15 protein-coding genes and 1 pseudogene are annotated in these 14,812 nt (G+C 50.5%); 11 read left to right on the top strand and 5 right to left on the bottom strand.

The genetic code is table 11. The annotated features are described in order from the left end of the window. The first annotated feature begins 8 nt into the window (after positions 1-8). A complete protein-coding gene (locus RIC19_RS25540; protein ID WP_350181228.1) occupies positions 9-584 on the top strand; it encodes a DUF420 domain-containing protein in 576 nt (191 codons plus the stop codon). 63 nt (positions 585-647) lie between these two features. Continuing rightward, entirely contained in the window at positions 648-920 is a 273-nt protein-coding gene (locus RIC19_RS25535) for a CAMCR motif-containing small membrane protein (RefSeq protein ID WP_350181227.1), read from the top strand. A gap of 295 nt (positions 921-1,215) precedes the next feature. Here RIC19_RS25535 and RIC19_RS25530 read toward each other — a convergent pair whose 3' ends face one another. Together RIC19_RS25530 and RIC19_RS25525 are read right to left on the bottom strand one after the other, a co-directional pair. Continuing rightward, positions 1,216-1,827, bottom strand: coding sequence for a porin family protein (locus RIC19_RS25530; protein ID WP_350181226.1), 612 nt, complete (start codon positions 1,825-1,827; stop codon positions 1,216-1,218). A gap of 86 nt (positions 1,828-1,913) precedes the next feature. Next, positions 1,914-2,336, bottom strand: a complete 423-nt coding sequence (locus RIC19_RS25525) for a DUF423 domain-containing protein (protein WP_350181225.1) — start codon at positions 2,334-2,336, stop codon at positions 1,914-1,916. A gap of 178 nt (positions 2,337-2,514) precedes the next feature. On the opposite strand from RIC19_RS25525, the gene RIC19_RS25520 reads away from it, so the two are divergent. From RIC19_RS25520 to RIC19_RS25500, 5 genes and pseudogenes are all read left to right on the top strand, one after another. Then, positions 2,515-4,815: a WD40 repeat domain-containing protein gene (locus RIC19_RS25520; RefSeq protein ID WP_350181224.1), complete on the top strand. Its 2,301-nt coding sequence runs from the start codon at positions 2,515-2,517 to the stop codon at positions 4,813-4,815. Positions 4,816-5,436: 621 nt separating this feature from the next. Beyond that, positions 5,437-6,138: a phytanoyl-CoA dioxygenase family protein gene (locus tag RIC19_RS25515; RefSeq protein ID WP_350181223.1), complete on the top strand. Its 702-nt coding sequence runs from the start codon at positions 5,437-5,439 to the stop codon at positions 6,136-6,138. A 22-nt stretch (positions 6,139-6,160) separates the two neighbouring features. Beyond that, a complete protein-coding gene (locus RIC19_RS25510) occupies positions 6,161-7,003 on the top strand; it encodes a hypothetical protein (RefSeq protein ID WP_350181222.1) in 843 nt (280 codons plus the stop codon). 193 nt (positions 7,004-7,196) lie between these two features. After that, a pseudogene (locus tag RIC19_RS25505) lies at positions 7,197-7,454 on the top strand (FAD-dependent oxidoreductase); the annotation flags it as partial. Positions 7,455-7,459: 5 nt separating this feature from the next. Continuing rightward, positions 7,460-7,603, top strand: a complete 144-nt coding sequence (locus RIC19_RS25500) for an FAD-dependent oxidoreductase (RefSeq protein ID WP_350181221.1) — start codon at positions 7,460-7,462, stop codon at positions 7,601-7,603. Between the two features lie 32 nt (positions 7,604-7,635). Here RIC19_RS25500 and RIC19_RS25495 read toward each other — a convergent pair whose 3' ends face one another. After that, the gene (locus RIC19_RS25495; protein ID WP_350181220.1) at positions 7,636-7,983 is read right to left on the bottom strand and encodes a 4Fe-4S binding protein; all 348 of its coding nucleotides are present in this window, start codon (positions 7,981-7,983) and stop codon (positions 7,636-7,638) included. Positions 7,984-8,237: 254 nt separating this feature from the next. Between RIC19_RS25495 and mutS the strand changes: the two genes are divergently transcribed. The 4 genes from mutS to RIC19_RS25475 all read left to right on the top strand — a co-directional run bounded on the left by mutS (position 8,238) and on the right by RIC19_RS25475 (position 13,456). Next, complete coding sequence (gene mutS, locus RIC19_RS25490; protein WP_350181268.1) at positions 8,238-10,838, top strand: DNA mismatch repair protein MutS; 2,601 nt, start codon at positions 8,238-8,240, stop codon at positions 10,836-10,838. A 152-nt stretch (positions 10,839-10,990) separates the two neighbouring features. Further along, positions 10,991-11,710 (top strand): 4-hydroxy-tetrahydrodipicolinate reductase, encoded by a 720-nt coding sequence (dapB, locus tag RIC19_RS25485; protein ID WP_350181219.1) that lies wholly within the window; start codon positions 10,991-10,993, stop codon positions 11,708-11,710. Between the two features lie 18 nt (positions 11,711-11,728). Next, the gene (locus RIC19_RS25480; RefSeq protein ID WP_350181218.1) at positions 11,729-12,817 is read left to right on the top strand and encodes an endonuclease/exonuclease/phosphatase family protein; all 1,089 of its coding nucleotides are present in this window, start codon (positions 11,729-11,731) and stop codon (positions 12,815-12,817) included. A 27-nt stretch (positions 12,818-12,844) separates the two neighbouring features. After that, complete coding sequence (locus RIC19_RS25475; protein ID WP_350181217.1) at positions 12,845-13,456, top strand: toxin-antitoxin system YwqK family antitoxin; 612 nt, start codon at positions 12,845-12,847, stop codon at positions 13,454-13,456. An 80-nt stretch (positions 13,457-13,536) separates the two neighbouring features. On the opposite strand, the gene RIC19_RS25470 is transcribed toward RIC19_RS25475, so the two are convergent. Then, positions 13,537-13,743 (bottom strand): hypothetical protein, encoded by a 207-nt coding sequence (locus RIC19_RS25470; RefSeq protein WP_350181216.1) that lies wholly within the window; start codon positions 13,741-13,743, stop codon positions 13,537-13,539. Between the two features lie 150 nt (positions 13,744-13,893). Further along, entirely contained in the window at positions 13,894-14,625 is a 732-nt protein-coding gene (locus tag RIC19_RS25465; protein ID WP_350181215.1) for a helix-turn-helix domain-containing protein, read from the bottom strand. Positions 14,626-14,812: the final 187 nt, after the last annotated feature.

Genomic DNA, 14,812 nt, shown 5'->3' with positions numbered 1-14,812 from the left:
GCACAAGAATGGCTGACTTACAACTGGAGAAAAAACTCAATATAGGCGCCTGGGTGGTGACCGGAGCAGTCCTGATACTGGTAGGAGTGATGCGGCAGGTAAAAATCCCTTTGCCGGAAGGCGTTGATCTGGGCTTTCTGGCCCCCTTTCATGCCGGGGTGAATGCACTGACAGCGGTCACGTTGGTGGTTGCCCTGTACTTTATCAAGCAAAAGCAGGTGGAAGCCCACCGGAAGACCATGATGGTGGCGCTGGGGCTATCGGTATTATTCTTGCTTTCCTACGTCGCTTATCACTTCACCACGCCGGAGACCATATTTGGTGATCTCAATCGTGATGGAGCGCTCAGCGCTGAAGAACTCGCCGCGGTTGGTAGTACGCGCACCCTTTATCTGGTCATTTTGCTTAGCCATATTGTGTTAGCAGCCGTCAGCCTGCCCTTTATTTTATTCACGTTTATCCGTGCTTATACCGGACAGTTCGACCGGCACCGGAAGATGGCACGTTGGGTATGGCCGATTTGGTTTTATGTAGCGGTGACTGGCCCGGTCGCTTATCTCATGCTAATGCCATATTATCCGTAGGCGGAAACGCTGGGAGACTGGAAAGCGTTATATTGAGTAAGTTAGGTTAACCGGAAAAGAACTATGAAAAATAAGATCGCAAAACTATTAAGTATCCTTGCACTAACCATGACGCTCAGCGTAGTGTCTGTGCCTGATGTTGCTGCGCAGTGCCCCATGTGCCGGATGTCAGCCGAGAGTAACCTCAAGAATGGGGGTACGGATGGTAAAGGGTTGAACAACGGCATTCTCTATATGCTCGCTACGCCCTACATGCTCATTGGCGTGATTGGCTTCATTTGGTGGCGCAATCGCCGTAAGGAAGGGGAGGAAGAGCTGGAGCCTGCACAGGATTAAGCGACGCGCAACAAATAACTGTGGGCTTTCCAGGAGTGCTTTTTCCTTTATCCGGCGTTGAAGAACCGCTACTCTTAGCCCCACTGAGGGCAGGAATCCCGCAATTTTGCGGGACAGGCTCTTCGCCCTCGCAATGCTGCGAGGCAGGCTTTGACTAAAGAAAAAATCACTACCCTGGCCAAACACGACACTTATTAATCGCGCGTCGCTAAGTTTTAAACGCCCCTTTCAGAAAAAAAGCGGCTTGGTGCACGAAGGCATCAAGCCGCTTTCTTATTCTCCGGAAAGATTACTCTTACAACGGGAGCATCAGACCGGCTGAAATTGCGTAGGAGCGGTTGCGTACTTCTATATCATCATTTTCATTCACATCGGTAAGGCCGAGTAAATAGCGGATATCAACAAAGAGGTAACTTTCGCCAAGCGGTAGCTGTACACCTGCGGCAAAATTAGCGGTCCAGTCGCCCCTTTTAAAAGTATCTCCGTCGTCGAAGTTGATTTCAACATCGCCAATTTCTCCGTTTAGCAGGTAGCTGTAAGAGGGGCCTATGCCGACATAGGCGCTAAGTTGCTCGCTGCTGCCTGTTTTGAGCTTGACCAGGCCGCCGAGATCGAGGTAATTCAGCTTGAGGGTGGGAGCGGCGCCAAAGATACCATCATCCCCACCGTCGAATCCCCGGCTAATATAGCTGACTTCCGGTTGGATGGCGAAGTTGTCACCCAGGCCGAGTTCCAGTGCCCCGCCAAAGAGGACGGAAGTCCGGTTGTCAAAATTGGGTTCGTTTTCGCCATCTACCTTTGCGTTGGCAAAAGTAGCGCCGATACGCGGACCAATGTAGACTCCCTGAGCACTTAAGAACTGAAAGCAAAGCCCAAGTAGGGCTACTGTTGCAAATACCTTTTTCATAATGCAGTGTTTTTTGGTTTCGGTATAGCAACAGGGGAGGGGTGCCAGTTGTGCGATGAAAAAGGCTACCCCCGGGTTGTTTTGCCTTATTCCTCACCACTGCTTTTGCGCCGGTACGACTTTTCGTTTTTCTGGAAAGTGGCGAAGATGAAGCAAATCCATCCTGCAATGAAAGCGACGCCTCCCAGCGGTGTTATGGGCCCCAGTACAGCGGTATTCAAGCTGAAAAGCTCGCTCATGGAAAGCAAATAAAGCGAGCCGGAGAAGAGCAAAATCCCCGTCAGGAAAAGCCATCCGGTAAAGACGAGCAATTTGTTTTTGCGCCAGTAAAGCAACAAACCTGTGGCGATGAGCCCGATGGCATGGTAAAACTGATAGCGGACGCCAATTTCAAAAGTGCTGAGGCTGTCTGGGGCAATAGCGCTCTTCAGGCCATGGGAGCCGAAAGCGCCAAATGCGACGGCGAGCATGGCCATCAAACCACCGAGCCGGAGGAATGTTTTTCTCATAGATAAATGTTAGATAGACAAAAAACGTGTGAAAAAAGTGACAAGTCAATCTGTTCGATCTCGTCAAAAATGGGTAGGTGTAGTTGTTGGTGTGTGTTGTGGATTAGCGATTATTGTATATCGCTGGGTGCTATATCCTTGCGCTGCCGAGGAAGCAATATCCAGTGCAACCGCAATTGTGCTAAATCACCCGAACGATAAAGATAGTTTTTTTTCTATAATTGCTACCATTGGCAATGAGGAATCGGCATTGGCAGGCCAGTTGGTATCAGGCAAATCGGCTATTACAGGGGTAGATTCCAGTTGGCTGGAAGGCGTTTGGATGGTCCATCAGCTGGGTGCCGGTGTGTATGGGTATTCCGTTGCCCATGCGGGCTCCATACCAACCGTAGCTGCCCTGACAGAAAGCCAACAGCCCGTTTCGGTTTACCGGGGCATTGCCATTTACGCATTAGCGGAAGGCGTATGGGCTGCCCGGTACCGCAATCTGTGGCTCTGTGGCACACAGTCGCGGCTCGTTGAAGCGATGATTGGTGAGCTCAAAGATCAGCGCAGAGACTGGAAAGTTGGGAGTGGGGTAACCATTCAACTGAGCAATCTACCGGCTTTTTTCAGTGGGCTGGTCACCGGAGGTTTAGAAGACTGGCTGCAGCAAATAGGAAAAGCGGAGGCACAACTGGAACTTACGGAAGTGGGCGGGCCTCATTTGAAAATCAGCGGGCACCTGCAGCCCTGGCTATCCCCCGGTAGCCCTGTCCCTCCCCCGGCAGCTGTCGCGGAATACCTGCCCGGGGCTATAGCCTGGTGCACGGCAGCGCCCGTTCAGCCCCTACCGAAAGAAAATCCCTTATATGCTCACTTCAGCGAATGGCTTGGTGGGCACCAAATCACAGCACAGCTGGCTTTGCCGGGTGACCCTGCAGGGCAGCAGTTACTTCTGCTACCGGTGGAGGAAGGAGACCCTGCTAAAACGATGGCGCAACTGAGTGCTGCGCTGGGTGTCTTGGAAAGCTACACCTACCAGATGTTTGAAGTCCGGCAATTACTGGGCGATCAGCTTTTCAGCCATTTTGTGCCCGGTGGTTTTCAAAACCCCTACATCGTTGTTTTGGGCGACTATGTAGCCCTGAGTACTTCCCGGCGTGCAGTCGAGCAGGTGATGAATGCCCGGGCACTGGGCCTCTCGCTATTGCAGGATGAGGCTTTCAACCGGTGCTCCGTTCCTGTCCCTGCCCAATCGATGACGGCCTGGTGGTACGGCAACCATCGGCGTTCGGCCCGTTTGCTGGAAGCCTTTTTGCTAATGGATAAAGTGGGTATAGGGGCACAGTGGTTGGAATGGGAGTCGAGCTTGGCTGTTCTTTATACAGACGGGGCGGTCAGCCTGGAGAGCCGTCGGCAGTCAGAGGCGGCGGCTGTGGCTTCCAGCCTGGTTTGGCAGCTGCCTTTGGACCAGCCACTGGCTGCCGGGCCTTTTCTGTACGAAGAAGGGCTACTGGCACAGGAAAAAGGCACCGGGCTGGTCTGCCGCGACCTGGAAGGCAAAGTCCGTTGGATCTATCCGCTGGCAGACACTTTACTAGGCGAGCCACAGTTGCTTTACCTGGAGGGCGGTCAGCGGTCAGCGTTGGCTTTTGCAGACAGGCGCAGGGTGCACGTTGTAGACTGGGAGGGGAATCCACACCCACCTTATCCTTTGACTTTGCCAGCCCCCGCTGTTGCTCCCCTCACCGTGAGTGCGCTGGAAGGGCAGGTGGTTTATGGCATCTGGGCCAGCTGTGAAGATCAGCACCTATATGGTTATGATCAGGAGGGCCGGTTTTTGCCAGGCTGGGGGCCCAATCAAATGCCGGATACGCTAGTACCCTTTCCTGTGCAACATGCACAACACCATGGCAAAGACTACGTAGTTGCCCTTTCTGATGACCGTAAGGTTTATCTTTTCGACCGTCTTGGGCGGTTGAGGCAGGACACGCTCCCTCTGCGGGCGGCTGCTATATCCCCGCCTTATTTGCTGGCCGGTGCGGAACAGCAGCGTATTGCGGTCGGGCAAGCTGATGGCTACGTTCAGGTTTTTAACTTGGAAGGGCAGACTTTCCGCTTATCGCTGATGCCCAATCATCGGGGGGCGGTGCAGTTTCAGTTTGAAGATATGGTGGGAGATGCCCGGGGCGATTATCTGATGTGGGATGCGTCAACGCTCCGCCTGTTCGGTTACAAAGGCACAGATTTCCAGGAAGTGCAAAGCTGGTCCGTAGGCGCCCCCCTGAGCAGCGTCCGTTACGGTGCACGGCAGGGGGAAGGCGTGCTGCTGGGCTTTAGTGCCGCTACCCGCCGGCTTTGGGCCCTTTCCATGAACGGCGAAGTGCTGCCGGGCTTCCCGGTGGCTGCTGATGCTCCGCCGTCAATACTGTCACAGCAGGGGCGGTTGCTTGCCCTTTGCTATTACGAAGGCAGTCTGTACCTGTATGAGCTTTGAGAAAGGGGCGGCTGAGTTCCTGTATTGCAAAGCTGTAAAAGCTGGCGGATATCAATGCCTGGGCTACCGTGTATGCCTTAAGGCATGCTTTCGCTACCCATTTGTTGCAGTAGGGGCAGGGGGTGAATCTATACTATGTACAAGTCATGCTCAGCCATAGCTCCCCAAAAACTACTCAAATTTACACTGTATAGTCTGACCACTTAAGTTTTGTGAAAATCATGACGCCGCTATTTTTTTTGGCTGGCAAGGCGGGAAATACACGAAGTGTGGGATAGGATCCCCCACGGTGAAGTCGGCGTTCCGGTTAACCGGGATTAACGCCGCAGGGCGCAAAAAGGAAAAGTCAAAAGTAACTTAGAGCGTGTTGGGACTTTTGTCTTCTAGTCGAAAACTAACCATTTTTTGGTTAGACGACCTGCCTGCCAAACGGGTTTGTCAGGCAGGCAGGGGCGCGAATACCGGAGTTTAGCCTGAGTTAAATAGCCTGTACCGCAGTTTGCGGGAAGGATTTTCGGGACGAAGTGTAAGCAAAAAAGTGTAGTTTGCAGGTCAATTACTAAAGTCCCAACACGCTCTTCTTGTGCCCGAGGGGGGTATAGAACCTAAAAAAGACAAACCATGAATGATCAACAATACGCCCGAGACTTCTGGGAGCAAGGATACCTTGTGATAGAAAACTTTTTCACGGAGGAGTTGATGGGTCATTTGAATCAGGTGATTCTGGCACATTTTGGAAGAAATCCTGAGTGGGAACATTCGGATGACTTCATTCAAAAATCAGCAACAGAAGTAATTCCCTGGTTTCCTTTACAGGAAGGCGATGCAAACTTCCAACCGATTGAAGAGGACGAAAGACTTAAAAACCTCACCCAAAGCATTTTGGGGAAAGGGTGGGAATCGCTTTATCTGATGGTTATGTTTTCAAAAAAAGGGACCCAAGGTCAGGCTTGGCATCAGGACAGTCCGCCGGAAAATTCAAGCAAATTTAACCTGAATCGCCTTTTTTATACCCATGACATCGATGAGAAAACGGGCGGCCAAACGATTGTGTACCCTGGCTCTCACAAAATGGGCGAGTTACCGGCAGGCAAACCGCAGGAGGACTTGGAAAATCAACTCGTTCTTTCCCCAAAAAAGGGAACGCTGGTGATCTTGCATGGACACTGCTGGCATCGGGTGCTTCCCATCAAAGGGGAATACAGCGTCTCTGCAAATGCCAGAGCTATCCCAGATGGGACTCCTGAGGACATTACAGATATAGCGGTCTACAGGAACATGCGCTATCGCTTTTCTACTAAGGAGGTCATCGAGGAGCGCTAAGAATAATTTTAATGATAAAAATATGATCCTGAAAACACTCTTCTTTTCGATCCTAGTGGCTATTTCCGCGTGTTCCACAAGCATCGGCAGGGATTCAAAAGTCAAAACCTTCAATAAAGAGAAAGACCTCTTATTGGTGCAGTTTGATTGCAAGACAGATGTGGATGACCTTCAAACTGCCGCTGCATTAGCCACTTTATTAGCTGATTCCAATTTCACTCACATAAACTACCATGCGGTTGCGGGCACTTATGGCATACAGGAAGGCCTTTATGTTCCTCCTAATAATTTGTTTCAACTCGCTTTTGGAGAGCATTGGACCGATGCTCACAATAACATGGAAAGTGCTGTTGAAAAGGTAAAACCATTGGTTATAAAAACACTTTCCAATCAGGGCAACGTATGGATTGCCGATGCAGGACAATCTGACTTTTCGGCTGAACTTGTTCAAGCCGTTCAAAAAGACCTGCCTGAAATAAAAACTTCAAAAAGAATACATGTGGTTCAACATGCCGATTGGAATGAAGAGGTAACCACCCCTGAAAAGTTAGCCTTCGTTAAACAAAATACGGCCTATACAAAAATCCCGGATGGGAATGGTGTCGGAAATGGAACTCCTGGATTCCGTTCCCCTGAATTCACTAATTGGGATGATGAAATCACCAACCCTGAATTGAAGGAAATCTGGCAACTTGCCATTGATTTATCCAATAGATACAATGGGAAAGAGGGGCGTTACAATAATGAGGCGATTGCGGCAGGGGGATTGGACTTCTCAGACTTGTCTGAAGTTTGCTGGATTTTAGGAATTCAGAATATCAGGGACACCGAACAGTTTTTTAATCTTTACCCCAACAAGCTCTAAGGCATGTTATTGTATTATACTCCCCTCGGTCACGAGAGGTGAAATTTTGACGACTTTATTTTTGTGGCCTGCAAGGCAAAACCACGATGGCACTCGCTGTGCAGAGCAAAGTAGACGCGAAGCGAACCGCAGGCGTAGCCACACGAAGAAAGTGGATTAAGGGGCCCCTTTCTGAAGTCGGCGTTAATCCCGGTTGACCGGGATTAACGCCGCAGGGCGCAAAAAGAAAAAGTCAAAAATCACTTATTGTGCTATAGAAGCCCGGGACCGGATAGGTGGGCGCATGCAGACCGACAGAAGCTTAGGGCTTGCTTTTGACGAAGGGGCAAGCTGGATCCACGGGGTTAAAAGGAACCCAATTACTGCTCTGGCTCGGAAATCAGGTGTGAATACCTTCCATACAGATGAGGATAGTTTTCTTTCGGATCGTATCCTTATCCCGCAGTCCGTACAGAAATGCAGCACTTCGACGATTTGGCAGAGGCCATCGGCGATAAACTGTTTTTTGCCGGGGAACATACCGAAAGAGACTACTTCTCAACAGTCCACGGAGCATATTTGAGTGGCCTTAGAGAAGCAGATAAGATCATCAGGCTGTGAAATTGAAGGTGTTTCCAGCAGACCTGAATACGTTAAAGATGAAGCTTTTCTTTGCGCTGAAGAAGGACCTCCTCCGACTCTCTGCGGTCAGGGTCGTCTACACAGCAATCCACCGGACAGACCGCTGCGCACTGAGGCTCCTCGTGGAAGCCGACGCACTCGGTACATTTGTCAGGAACGATATAATACAAATCATCAGAGATTGGCGTTTGCTGAGCATCCGCATCGACTTTAGTGCCACCCTCCAGGGCGTAAGCACCCTCTACGCCAGTACCGTCAGAAATTGCCCATTCCACACCGCCTTCGTAGATTGCGTTGTTGGGGCATTCCGGTTCACAAGCGCCGCAGTTAATACATTCGTCAGTAATAATGATTGCCATATCTAGATTGCTTTTTAGTCTTATTGTTACCAATCGAACACTGCCAGTTCGCATTGGTTTTCCGTGGCGGCAAAAATAAGCCAGGATGTTAGAATTTGCAAAGGCTTCTTCAGGTGTTCTGCTCCGGTTGTACTTTTGAGCAGCCCGCGCGTATGACAAACCCAAACGGATCAACTATATTTGTGAGCTAACGAAAAGAATCCAAATTGGCAAAGGCAACCCAAAAAAAAGGCGGAGGCAAGGCGACGCCTCTGATGCAGCAGTACTTCAAAGTGAAAGCTAAGCACCCGGATGCGATCCTGCTGTTCCGGGTAGGCGACTTTTACGAAACCTTTGGCGAAGATGCCATCACCGCATCACAGGTGCTTGGTATCGTGCAGACCAAACGGAACAACGGAGGAAGCGATATTGAGCTCGCCGGGTTCCCTTACCATTCTATGGACCTTTACCTGCCGCGCCTCGTACGGGCGGGCTACAGGGTGGCTATCTGTGAGCAACTCGAAAAACCAAGCCCCCAGAAAAAGATCGTCCGCCGTGGCGTAACGGAAATCGTCACCCCCGGGGTGGCTGTGGATGACAAGCTCCTCGACCACAAATCCAATAACTTCCTGGCTTCCTTGTTCTTTGGTAAGAAAGATCAGGTCGGGATTTCTTTCCTCGATGTTTCCACCGGCGAGTTCCTGGTTTGTGAGGGCAGCCTTGCCTACGCTGACAAACTCATGCAGAGCTTCAAACCTTCTGAAGTACTTTTTCCAAAAGACCGGCAAAAGGAATTCCTGAAGAAGTTTGGAGACAAGCTCTACACTTTTATGCTGGACGAGTGGGTGTACACCTTTGACTACGCCCGGGAAAGGCTGCTCGAGCATTTTGAAGTCCAAAATCTCAAAGGCTTTGGCGTGGAGGAGATGGAGCTGGGGCAGATTGCTGCCGGCGCTACCCTGCATTACCTGGCGACCACCGAAAATAAAAACCTAAAGCACATCAATGCCATCAGCCGGCTACAGCCCGACCGCTACGTCTGGCTCGACCGCTTTACCATCCGCAACCTGGAACTGGTCTACAGCAACCACGAGACGGGCGTGGCCCTGATTGATGTCCTGGATCAGACCCTATCGCCTATGGGCGCCCGGTTGCTCAAAAAGTGGGTCGTCCTCCCATTGACCATCCCTTCGGCTATCGAAAACCGGCTGAATATCGTTGACCATTTTTACAATAATACCGAGCTGGAAGGCAAACTCACACAGTACATCCATCAGGTTGGTGACCTGGAACGCCTGATCTCCAAAGTGCCACTTGGGAAAATCAACCCCCGGGAAATCAAGCAGGTACAAAAAGCCCTCGAGGTCATAAAGCCTATCAAAGAAACCCTGCAAGACAGCAAGCAGGACCAACTAGCCAAAATAGGAGAGGGGCTCAACCCCTGCAGTTTGCTACGGAATGAAATCGAAAAGCAGCTCATTGACGACCCGCCGGTCAACTTGTCCAAGGGCGGGGTCATGGCCGATGGTTTCAACGATGACCTGGATGAGCTGCGCGGTATTGTGAATAACAGCAAAGACCTGCTCCTGGGCATTCAGCAGCGGGAAGTGGAAAATACAGGCATTAATAGCCTTAAGATTGGGTTCAACAACGTTTTTGGGTATTACCTGGAGGTGACCAATAAATACAAGAATCAAGTGCCGGAGGCATGGGTGCGTAAGCAAACCCTGACTAATGCCGAGCGCTATATCACCGATGAGCTCAAGCAGCTGGAGTCTAAAATCCTTGGTGCGGAGGAGAAAATCCTGGTCCTGGAAGAAAGGCTCTTTTCGGAGCTGGTCCTGACCCTGGCGGACTATATTCAGCCGATTCAGCACAATGCAGCCCTTATTGCCCGAATCGATTGCCTGCTGGGCTTTGCCAAAGTGGCCCGCAAACAGAACTACTGCCGGCCTGTCATCAATGAGGGCACTGCAGTGGACATCAAGCAGGGGCGCCACCCGGTTATTGAGCGGCAGTTGTCCATCGATGAGCCCTACGTGCCCAACGATGTATACCTGGACACGGAGTCCCAGCAAATCATGATGATCACCGGCCCTAACATGGCGGGTAAGTCGGCCTTGCTCCGGCAAACCGCTCTGATCGGGCTCATGGCACAAATGGGGTCTTTCGTCCCTGCCGAACAAGCAGAATTGGGGCTCATTGACAAGGTGTTTACCCGCGTTGGAGCTTCCGATAATATTTCGTCCGGGGAGTCTACATTTATGGTGGAGATGAACGAAACGGCCTCCATTATGAACAACGTCTCAGACCGCAGCCTCATCCTCCTGGACGAGATCGGCCGGGGCACAAGCACCTATGATGGCATCTCCATTGCCTGGTCGATCGCGGAATTTCTGCACAACAACGGCAGCGCCCGGCCCAAAACCCTGTTTGCGACCCACTACCACGAGCTCAACGAACTCGCCAATAAGTTTGAACGCATCAAAAACTTCAACATTGCTACCCGGGAAGTGGGACAGAAAGTGATCTTCCTGCGCAAACTAGTGCCCGGGGGCAGTCAGCACAGCTTTGGTATCCACGTGGCCAAGATGGCAGGCATGCCCCGCACCATCGTAGAACGGGCCGCACACATCCTGACGCAACTGGAACAGAAATCCATCAACGATGAGGAAGGGGATCAGGGCACGGTCAAGGCCGCACGGCCCAATACCGGACAGATTTCCACAGAAACCCTGCAGCTGAGCATCTTCGAAACCGTTGACCCCACCGCCGGTAAGATCAAAGAGGCGCTTACTGACCTGAATATCAACAATATGACGCCTATTGAGTGCATGATGAAACTCAACGAGCTCAAAGGGCTGCTGGAGGAATAAAAAAAGCCTTAGTGTTGTAGCTAAGGCCTTCGTCAAACGTTCTTGGGATTAGTCTGGCTATAAATCGATGTATTTATTTGTAGGTTCGCTCTTTAGACGGAGTGGGGTGCAAAAGTCACAAATTATTTACCTTCGGCATCAAAAATACTGCCATGCCAAAGATCGCACTGCTTGGTTACGGAAAGATGGGAAAGACCATCGAACAGCTCGCACTCGATGCCGGTGATGAAATCGTGCTGCGGTTGAATGCAGATAATGCAACAGCGCTTACTGCCCGCAATTTGCAGCAGGCAGATGTAGCCATTGACTTCAGCCATCCGCAGACGGGGTTTAAGCATGTTGAAGCCTGCCTGAAGGCGGGCGTACCTGTGGTGAGTGGCACAACGGGCTGGCTGGACCGGTTTGAAGAGGCCAAAACACACTGCCTGCAGCAGAAAGGCGCTTTCTTTTACGCCTCCAACTTTAGCATCGGCGTCAACTTGTTCTTTGCGCTCAACCAGAAACTGGCCGAACTCATGAACGACTGGCCGGCTTACCAGCCTTCCATGACGGAAATCCACCATACCCAAAAGCTGGACGCGCCCAGCGGTACGGCTATTACCCTGTCAGAAGATATTGCGGCACGCCTGAAGCGTGTGGAAGGGTGGCATGAAGGCACCGATGCCGCTGAAGGGCAAATCCCCATTCAGGCGATCCGGGAAGAGGAGGTCAAAGGCACACACGAAATACGGTATGCGTCTGCTGTAGACACCATTACCATTCGTCATGAAGCGCACAGCCGGGAGGGGTTTGCTAAAGGTGCCTTGCAGGCTGCGCACTGGCTCATCGGTAGAAAAGGGGTGTTTGGCATGTCAGATATGCTGGGGCTTTAATAGCAAAAAAAATGAGTTATGAAAAAGATCATCACTAAGGTTGCCATCGGTTTCGTTCTGCTCCTGGTCCTTTATGTCGGCGGTGTGCTGCTCTACGGTACGCTCAATGACTGGGTGCCGGAATCGGAAACCGCACTCGAGAATACCGGAGCAGAAGCTATACCTGTCATAGAAGACAGCTTACTGACTTTTGTGACCTGGAACCTGGGCTTCGGTGGGCTGGGGGAGGAGTCTGAGTTCTTCTTCGACCACGGCAATATGTACTTTTCGAGTGGGCGCATGGTACGCGCACCTAAGGCTGCTGTGGAAAAAAATAATCAGGGGGCTTCACAGTTTGCAGGCTCCACCGCATCCGACTTTTTCCTGTTCCAGGAGGTCGACTTCCACTCCAAGCGCAGCTATTTTGCCAATCAGCATGAGCTGGTGAAAACGCAACAGCCGGGCTACAGCGCCTTTTTTGCCACCAATTACCGTTCGCCCCTCGTGCCCATCCCGGTGTTTGAGCCCTGGCATCTGTACGGAGAAGTGGAAAGCGGCCTGGGCACCTATAGCAAATACCAGCCCTACGAATCTGTCCGCATTCAACTGCCCGGGGCCTTCTCCTGGCCGGTACGCCTGTTCCAGTTGGACCGCTGTGTGGCTCTGCACCGTTTTCGCGTAAAGGGCGGGAAAGAACTCGTGGTGGTGAATGTCCACAACTCGGCTTATGATGCAGACGGCTCCCTGAAACGCCAGCAAATGGCTTTCCTCAAAGACTTATTCCAAAAAGAATACGAAGCCGGTCATTATGTTGTGGTGGGAGGAGACTGGAATCAGGTGCCGCCTTATTTTCGCTTTGACGGGTATATGCCCGGACGGACACAGGGGTATACACAGATCAATATCGATCCGGAATTCCTGCCCGCTGACTGGCAGTGGGCTTATGACCCCAAGGTGCCTACCAACCGGAAAACGAAAACCCCCTACCGGCCGGGAGAAACCTTCATTACTTTGATCGACTTCTTCCTGGTGAGCCCAAATGTGCGGCTCCGGGAAGTGAAAGGAATCGACCAGAAGTTTCGTTTTTCTGATCATCAGCCGGTTTATTTGGAGGTTGAATTGAAATAAATTTCTGGAATCAAAAATCATATTGATATGTACAGATTCACGCTTGTTCTTGCTTTGTCGGTATTTTTTGTGGCTTGCGATCAGCCTGGCTCGCCGCCGCCGCAGGACACGCCCGCGCCCGCTACCGATGAAAAGCCGGCTATGGACGGATACGAGGTCGCTTTCATTGATGACTCACCGGCGCAACGCCTAGTGAAACGCAATGCAGTAGGAGCCATTATTGAGGAAGGTATGTTGTACGATGGCAAAAAGGTGGGTGCCTGGATCGAGTACGGTCCCGAGGGCAACTTTCCTGCCAAACTGACCACCTTTGCCAATGGGCAATACAATGGCACTTACCTGGAATTCAATACCCGGGGGCATATCACCCTTAGGGCGACCTACAAAAACAACAAGCTCGATGGCCCCTGGGCGGCCTATAGCTTTGGCAGGATAGAAAAACAGGCCAACTACAAAAACGGCGAGTTGGATGGCACCTATCTGGAGTACGATAAAAAGACAGGCAACCTGCAAAAAGAGGTCAACTATAAAGACGGTATGCAACATGGTGCTTACCGGTTTTATAATGAAGACGGGAAGGTTATGCTCGAGTACGAGTACCGCAATGGTGAAAAAATAGAAGGCGGTGTGACCGAGTAAAACAGAAAAGCCGAAGCCCGCGGGCTTCGGCTAATGAAATGATGATAATTCTCCAATGCCTTAAAAAAGACTAAGAGACCTCAATTGTAGTGATTTAGTCGAGAATCTCCAATTTTTTGTACTGTCCTTTTCAAGGTATTCCTTATATATTCTTCCTCAAGGTCATGCATAATAGTGGTCCGCTCTTTGGAATAACCATTGTGGCCGTTGAGCAGTGCTTCCATCGGCTTCCTTTTGGTGTTGTTCACCCAAAAGGTGAAGCCGATCATTTCTCTGATACCGCTCATAGTTAAAACTTTAAATGATGAAGCCTGCACTTGAACAAGCTCTTAGCAATTTGCTACGCTCAAGGTGCTGATTATTAAGCGGTATGGCAAGTTAAAAGGCCCGGGAGGTGTCCATATTCAAGAATACGGAACAACCACCCTGCCGCAGGGCTATTGTTTAAGGTATTTACGTGGAGTGACTCCTGTTACTTCTTTAAAGACTTTGTAAAAGGTAGACTTGTTCTTAAAACCACATTGCCGGGCAATGCCGAAGAGGGTAAGGTTATTGTATTCAGGATCGGTTATTTTCTCTTTGGCTTCCGCTACCCGGTATACATTGATGAATTGCTGGAAGTTGCATTTCGCGTTGTGATTAACCACCTGTGACAGGTACTTCGTATTGGTGCTAAGGATGTCGGCAACGCCGCGTAACGACAAGTTTGCGTCTAAGAAGAGCTTTTCCTCTTCTATGGTTTGTTTCATGCGCAGGTACAACCGCATCTCATCAATTCCTTTAAGGCTGCTGGAACTGTACTTGTCCTCCAGATTAAGCAGGGATATAGGCACTTCTCCATCTACGACATTACCATCTACTTCGAAAGCAATAAAATTGGTGAGCGCCTGAGCTTCATTATATACCGGATGAATGACCAGCTTACAGAGATACTCCTCTCCGTTTTTGCGGTAATTGATGACCTCACCCTGAAATGGCAGTTCGCTATCCAGGCCTTGCCGGATCTGATGAACTATTTCCGGCTTCGTCTTGGGACCTTGCAGGATTTTTCCCGGGCTTTTGCCCATGACTTCGGGCAAAGTGTACCCGGTGATGTGTGTGAAATCATCATTGACCCAAAGAATACGCCTTTGAGCGTTTGTTAATATTACGGCGATGTTTGGAACCATGTTGTTTTTTGTCTGTTTTGTTTAACCATTTCAATGCTTTATCGATAAAAGGTTAAACATTTGATAGCCAGAGGCTTATAAGCTCAATATAGGGGTTTGAAAAGCCTTTCGCAAGTTTTTTTGAAGCATATATTTTTAGAGTAAAGCACAAAGGGAAGCCCGGGAAATGAGATGACTTTGCGGTGAC

It is taken from the genome of Phaeodactylibacter sp. (assembly GCF_040219495.1).
Taxonomy (GTDB): domain Bacteria; phylum Bacteroidota; class Bacteroidia; order Chitinophagales; family Saprospiraceae; genus Phaeodactylibacter.
This window is presented reverse-complemented; position numbering and strand designations above follow the sequence as displayed.

What these genes read in the sequence shown, in the direction of transcription:
- RIC19_RS25540 (WP_350181228.1), top strand. Translation starts at nt 9, where the DNA reads ATGGCTGACTTACAACTGGAGAAAAAACTCAATATAGGCGCCTGGGTG.
- RIC19_RS25535 (WP_350181227.1), top strand. Translation starts at nt 648, where the DNA reads ATGAAAAATAAGATCGCAAAACTATTAAGTATCCTTGCACTAACCATG.
- RIC19_RS25530 (WP_350181226.1), bottom strand. Translation starts at nt 1,827, where the DNA reads ATGAAAAAGGTATTTGCAACAGTAGCCCTACTTGGGCTTTGCTTTCAG.
- RIC19_RS25525 (WP_350181225.1), bottom strand. Translation starts at nt 2,336, where the DNA reads ATGAGAAAAACATTCCTCCGGCTCGGTGGTTTGATGGCCATGCTCGCC.
- RIC19_RS25515 (WP_350181223.1), top strand. Translation starts at nt 5,437, where the DNA reads ATGAATGATCAACAATACGCCCGAGACTTCTGGGAGCAAGGATACCTT.
- RIC19_RS25510 (WP_350181222.1), top strand. Translation starts at nt 6,161, where the DNA reads ATGATCCTGAAAACACTCTTCTTTTCGATCCTAGTGGCTATTTCCGCG.
- RIC19_RS25500 (WP_350181221.1), top strand. Translation starts at nt 7,460, where the DNA reads ATGCAGCACTTCGACGATTTGGCAGAGGCCATCGGCGATAAACTGTTT.
- RIC19_RS25495 (WP_350181220.1), bottom strand. Translation starts at nt 7,983, where the DNA reads ATGGCAATCATTATTACTGACGAATGTATTAACTGCGGCGCTTGTGAA.
- mutS (WP_350181268.1), top strand. Translation starts at nt 8,238, where the DNA reads ATGCAGCAGTACTTCAAAGTGAAAGCTAAGCACCCGGATGCGATCCTG.
- dapB (WP_350181219.1), top strand. Translation starts at nt 10,991, where the DNA reads ATGCCAAAGATCGCACTGCTTGGTTACGGAAAGATGGGAAAGACCATC.
- RIC19_RS25480 (WP_350181218.1), top strand. Translation starts at nt 11,729, where the DNA reads ATGAAAAAGATCATCACTAAGGTTGCCATCGGTTTCGTTCTGCTCCTG.
- RIC19_RS25475 (WP_350181217.1), top strand. Translation starts at nt 12,845, where the DNA reads ATGTACAGATTCACGCTTGTTCTTGCTTTGTCGGTATTTTTTGTGGCT.
- RIC19_RS25470 (WP_350181216.1), bottom strand. Translation starts at nt 13,743, where the DNA reads ATGAGCGGTATCAGAGAAATGATCGGCTTCACCTTTTGGGTGAACAAC.
- RIC19_RS25465 (WP_350181215.1), bottom strand. Translation starts at nt 14,625, where the DNA reads ATGGTTCCAAACATCGCCGTAATATTAACAAACGCTCAAAGGCGTATT.